Consider the following 4,810-nt stretch of genomic DNA (forward strand, 5'->3'; position numbering starts at 1 on the left):
CTCTCTGTTCTTTAGACAGATGGTTTTTTGCTGGCATAACTCAGAAGCTATCGCTTAGTTACTTAATTCTCTATTATACAATCTAGCTGCACAACAGCTTATTAAAGATATTCTCGATAAATTACCTCAAAGTTACTCAACAGAGGTATATGAGCAAAAATGTTTAGAAATTTATCAGCACATTTATGAATCTTATTCAGGACAGGGAAGTAGTATTTACGAGATAGAAAAGCTGTAATATTAGCCGAAAATACCAGATTTAAGGTTGATGACTACGGCGAATTTCTGTAATTTGATCTGCTACATCCAGTATAGATGTCGGTATTTCCGTTCCAGTGAGAATAAGATCAACATGGGGAGGGCGTTTTGTCAGAAACTCTAAAACCTCTGCTTCTGGAATTAAGCCAAACTTAATAGCCAAGCTTAATTCATCTAAAACAACCAGAGAATACTTACCTTCAGACACTACTGTTTGTGTATACTGCCACAACTGCTGTAAGGCTTCGGTTTCCGTGTCGTCTAGCTGTGGTGTATCAATGCAGCGCAGTAAATCACAGCGTAACCAATCTAAATTTTGACCCATTTGTATAGGTCTGTCTGCTCCTTGACGAATACCGCCTTTGAGAAACTGAACGATTAAAACTGGTGTACCTTGACCAGCAATTCTCAGCGCTTGCGCCATAACAGCTGTAAAAAAATTACGCTGGGAGGAAGTGAAAACTTGCACTAGTCCTTGAACTGAATATGGTAGGCTGAGACTCGAATTGATACTTGAGGGTTCTATCTGGGCAACCATAGAAATAAGCTTAAAAAGTCACAATACATTAAATAGCTTTTGCTGTGAATAGTAATAGCAAGTTTAGGCTGTATGATCAATCTATTTTGTACAGATTGAGTGTATTTTTACGATTGACATTCTTAGTCAAACACTAGATTTATTCTCAAGTCAGGGGCAATTTAAATCCAGATTTTGTTTTTTAGATGAAAATAGTTGTAAAAATAACAACAATTAGTTGCCTGTGTCCATCCATTAAATCACTGAATTGATGGACTGAGAATCATGAAAATCTTGGATTTATCATTTGATTTTGGCAAACAAGAGTTAAAAAGTTAGAAATTTGAGATCAAGAGGAGTAATTTTTGTGAAATTAGTGATTTTAGGAGGTTCAGGCTCTGGAAAAAGCACTCAAGCTGAAAGGCTTTGCAAATATTTTGATGTTCCTTTGATTTCCACAGGTGAGATTTTACGGTCAGCGATATCTAACGAAAAATCGGGTAATGGCTACAGTACACTGAACGAGTTAGGTAGACTCACTCAGCCATACGTAGAAAAAGGGGAACTAGTCCCAGATGAAATCATGATTGAATTTATCAAAGTTCGTCTTAACCAGGATGATGTCAATCGGGGCTGGATATTAGAGGGTTATCCTAGAACAGCCTTCCAAGCTGAAGAATTAGATTTTTTGTTAGACAGTTTAGAACAGAAGCTAAATTGGGCAATTTATCTGCAAGTAGCAGAGGCGGTAATGGTTAGCCGATCTTTAGGGCGATCGCTCCCAGATGATCAACCAGAGATCGTGCAGCGCCGTGTAGAGTTATTCTACGATCGCACTGTCCCTATTTTAGAATATTATGACCGTCGTCGCCGTCTGTTAACTATTAATGGTGACTATTCCCCAGAACAAGTACAGCACAATATTCTGACTTTACTTGGGTAATGGGATTTTAGATTTTGGATTTTGGATTTTGGATTGTATTTAATTAAGTAGGTAGGCAGAATAAAACCAAACTGTGTAAAGAAAAGTAAACAAGGCTAAAACCCTTTTTCCCCCTGCTCCCTGCAAGATCAGCCCCCTCCCTGCCTTATCCCAACGACAATTTTTAACGCCAACCGACTTAACTCCAATCTCAAATTTAGCTCCCCATATCCCCATTCTCCTGCGGTAATCTAAAAGCATCCCAAATTTTGAGGCAACTCCAATGGCTTGGCAGCGTCCAGACGGTCGAAAACCCTACGAACTTCGCCCTCATAGTTTTTTACCCGGTTTCACTCGCTTTACTCCCGGTTCTGTTTTGGCTAAAAGCGGAGATACTCAAGTACTCTGTACTGTCAGCGTTACTGAGGGAGTGCCTAAGTTTTTAAAAGGAACTGGTAAAGGTTGGTTAACTGCTGAATACCGGATGTTACCATCTGCCACTCAACAAAGGCACGAAAGGGAATTTATGAAATTATCGGGAAGGACGCAAGAAATTCAACGTTTAATTGGCCGCAGTTTAAGAGCAGCTTTGGATTTTGATGTTTTGGGAGAACGGACACTGACTGTAGATGCTGATGTGTTACAAGCAGATGCTGGAACCAGGACAACGGCGATTACAGGCAGTTTTGTGGCTTTAGCTCAAGCAATTTCTAAATTATTACAAGAGGGAGTGTTAGAGCGATCGCCTTTGTGTGGACAAGTGGCAGCAGTTTCTGTAGGTTTATTGCAAGCAGAGCCATTTTTGGATCTTAACTACATTGAAGACGTAGCAGCAACTGTAGATTTTAACGTTGTCATGAACCACAAACTTGGCATCATTGAAGTTCAGGGAACAGCAGAAGAAGGTAGCTTTAGCCGTACCCAGTTAAATCAATTGCTAGATTTTTCAGAAAAAGGCATTCAGGAATTATTAATTGCTCAACGGAATGCAATTGCTGACTGGGATACCTTATTTGTCAGAAATTAGAAGTAATGTTTCCAGTCTATGTTTAGTTGTGATGAATATTAACTGAATAAGAAAATTCCATATTAATTGGCGGTAAAGTTGCAACCAAAAAGAAATTTAGAGCAATTGTGGATTGTTCGCTGTTTTGCCGCAGTCCTCCTATTTGGTCAAATCTGCCTGCATTTACTTCAAGGAAAAACTTACTACCGCAAGATTTTAGAGCATATGGTGACGGCAGGGCCAGCTTCCCTCCCACCAGTTCTGCTAGTCAGTGGTTTTGCTGGGATGATTTTCACCATTCAAACGGCAAGAGAATTAGTCAGATTTGGTGCTGTAGAGACTGTCGGCGGTGCTTTTGCTTTAGCCTTTTGTAGAGAATTAGCGCCAATTTTGACCGCTAGTATCATTGCTGGGCAAGTCGGTTCAGCTTTTGCAGCAGAAATAGGCGCAATGCGTGTAACAGAACAGATTGACGCGCTGTATATGCTCAAAACTGATCCCATTGATTATCTTGTACTACCAAGAGTTATTGCTTGCTGTTTGATGATGCCCTTAATGATGATATTCGCTTTATTAATGGGTATCACTGGTGGAGCTTTTGCAGCTTTACAATTTTATCAAGTGGTTCCAGAGACGTTTCTAGAGTCAGTCAGAGATTTTTTATTACCTTCAGATGTGTTAATTGTTTTGCTCAAAGGGTTAATTTTTGGGGCTATAGTTGCTGTTAATGGCTGTAGTTGGGGATTAACTACTAAAGGTGGAGCTAAAGAAGTAGGAGAATCTGCTACAACAGCAGTTGTGACTACTTGGGTAGCAATTTTTATGATGGACTTTGTACTGGCGTTGCTACTGTTTGAGCAGCCTATACTTTGAAATTCTTCAACGCAGAGGCAGGGAGCGATCTTGCACAAGGAAACAGGCTTTTAACCCAGTTCATCAGAAAAATGGGTAGAAACCCCGTCCTATAAGGACGGCTTTACATGGAATGTGGTAAAATGTGAAGTATGGAAAAAGCCTACCGTTACCGTTTTTACCCAACTACCGAGCAAGAACAAATATTGCGCCGGACAATTGGTTGTGTACGGTTGGTTTTTAACCGAGCATTGGCAGCGAGAACCGAGGCTTGGTACGAAAGGCAGGAACGAGTAGATTACGCTCAAACCTCCACCATGTTGACGCAGTGGAAAAAGCTCGAAGATTTTCAGTTTTTGAATGAGGTGAGTTGTGTACCACTGCAACAAGGGTTAAGACATCTGCAAACAGCTTTTACTAACTTCTTTGCGGGTAGGGCAAGATACCCCAACTTCAAAAAGAAACGTAGCGGGGGCAGTGCAGAATTTACCAAGTCTGCTTTTCGATGGAAGAATGGACAAGTCTATCTGGCAAAGTGTTCTGAACCATTGCCAATTAAATGGTCTAGGCAACTGCCCAAGGGGTGTGAACCTAATACCATCACAGTTAAGCTTGAACCTTCTGGGCGTTGGTTTGTCAGCTTGCGAATTAATGATCCGGCTGACCAAACCATGCAGCCAGTTGATAGTGCCGTAGGTCTGGATGTTGGGGTAAGTAGTCTTGTCACCCTGAGTACAGGAGAGAAGATTGCTAACCCCAAAGCCAATGAGGCGCACTATCAAAAGTTGAGGAAGGCACAGAAGTCTTTGAGTCGTAAGCAAAAAGGTTCTCAAAATCGAGATAAAGCTAGGCTCAAAGTTGCTCGGATTCAAGCTAAAGTTTCCGATTCTCGGAAAGACCATTTGCATAAACTGACAACTCGACTGATTCGTGAAAACCAAACGATAGTGGTTGAGGATTTGGCGGTTAAGAACATGGTGAGCCAGCGCGTTGGGCGGGTTCCCCGACTTAAAGCGACTGGCGAACCCGTAAGGGTCAAAAATCCCAAACTTGCCCGTGCCATCAGTGATGCTGCGTGGGGAGAATTGGTCAGACAACTGGAATATAAAGCTCTTTGGTATGGTCGTACGGGAGCAACGCGATTTTGTGAGGTAGGGCAAAAAAAGTGCGATCGCCAAGTTAAAAACAGGCATCACTAAAAAATCTTTACCGTACAAAAAAATGATTTTACACATAACAAATAAATAATATTACT

At 41.1% G+C, this 4,810-nt stretch carries 5 protein-coding genes; 4 read left to right on the forward strand and 1 reads right to left on the reverse strand.

The features are described from left to right. Nucleotides 1-259: 259 nt before the first annotated feature. Nucleotides 260-796 (reverse strand): P-loop NTPase family protein, encoded by a 537-nt coding sequence (locus H6G59_RS26945; RefSeq protein WP_190721139.1) that lies wholly within the window; start codon nt 794-796, stop codon nt 260-262. Between the two features lie 346 nt (nt 797-1,142). On the opposite strand from H6G59_RS26945, the gene H6G59_RS26950 reads away from it, so the two are divergent. The 4 genes from H6G59_RS26950 to H6G59_RS26965 all read left to right on the forward strand — a co-directional run bounded on the left by H6G59_RS26950 (nt 1,143) and on the right by H6G59_RS26965 (nt 4,754). Then, nucleotides 1,143-1,718 carry a nucleoside monophosphate kinase gene (locus H6G59_RS26950; RefSeq protein ID WP_190721142.1) on the forward strand — a complete coding sequence of 192 codons (576 nt, stop codon included), beginning with the start codon at nt 1,143-1,145 and terminating at the stop codon, nt 1,716-1,718. Nucleotides 1,719-1,980: 262 nt separating this feature from the next. Next, nucleotides 1,981-2,724: a ribonuclease PH gene (gene rph / locus H6G59_RS26955; RefSeq protein WP_190721145.1), complete on the forward strand. Its 744-nt coding sequence runs from the start codon at nt 1,981-1,983 to the stop codon at nt 2,722-2,724. Nucleotides 2,725-2,802: 78 nt separating this feature from the next. After that, a complete protein-coding gene (locus H6G59_RS26960) occupies nt 2,803-3,576 on the forward strand; it encodes an MlaE family ABC transporter permease (RefSeq protein WP_190721148.1) in 774 nt (257 codons plus the stop codon). A gap of 131 nt (nt 3,577-3,707) precedes the next feature. Continuing rightward, nucleotides 3,708-4,754, forward strand: coding sequence for an RNA-guided endonuclease InsQ/TnpB family protein (locus tag H6G59_RS26965; protein ID WP_242038994.1), 1,047 nt, complete (start codon nt 3,708-3,710; stop codon nt 4,752-4,754). Nucleotides 4,755-4,810: the final 56 nt, after the last annotated feature.

Source organism: Anabaena lutea FACHB-196 (genome assembly GCF_014698305.1).
Classification (GTDB): domain Bacteria; phylum Cyanobacteriota; class Cyanobacteriia; order Cyanobacteriales; family Nostocaceae; genus Anabaena; species Anabaena lutea.

Bases quoted from the DNA above. Each gene is read 5' to 3' on its own strand.
- H6G59_RS26965 (WP_242038994.1), top strand. From the start codon at position 3,708: ATGGAAAAAGCCTACCGTTACCGTTTTTACCCAACTACCGAGCAAGAA.
- H6G59_RS26945 (WP_190721139.1), bottom strand. From the start codon at position 796: ATGGTTGCCCAGATAGAACCCTCAAGTATCAATTCGAGTCTCAGCCTA.
- rph (WP_190721145.1), top strand. From the start codon at position 1,981: ATGGCTTGGCAGCGTCCAGACGGTCGAAAACCCTACGAACTTCGCCCT.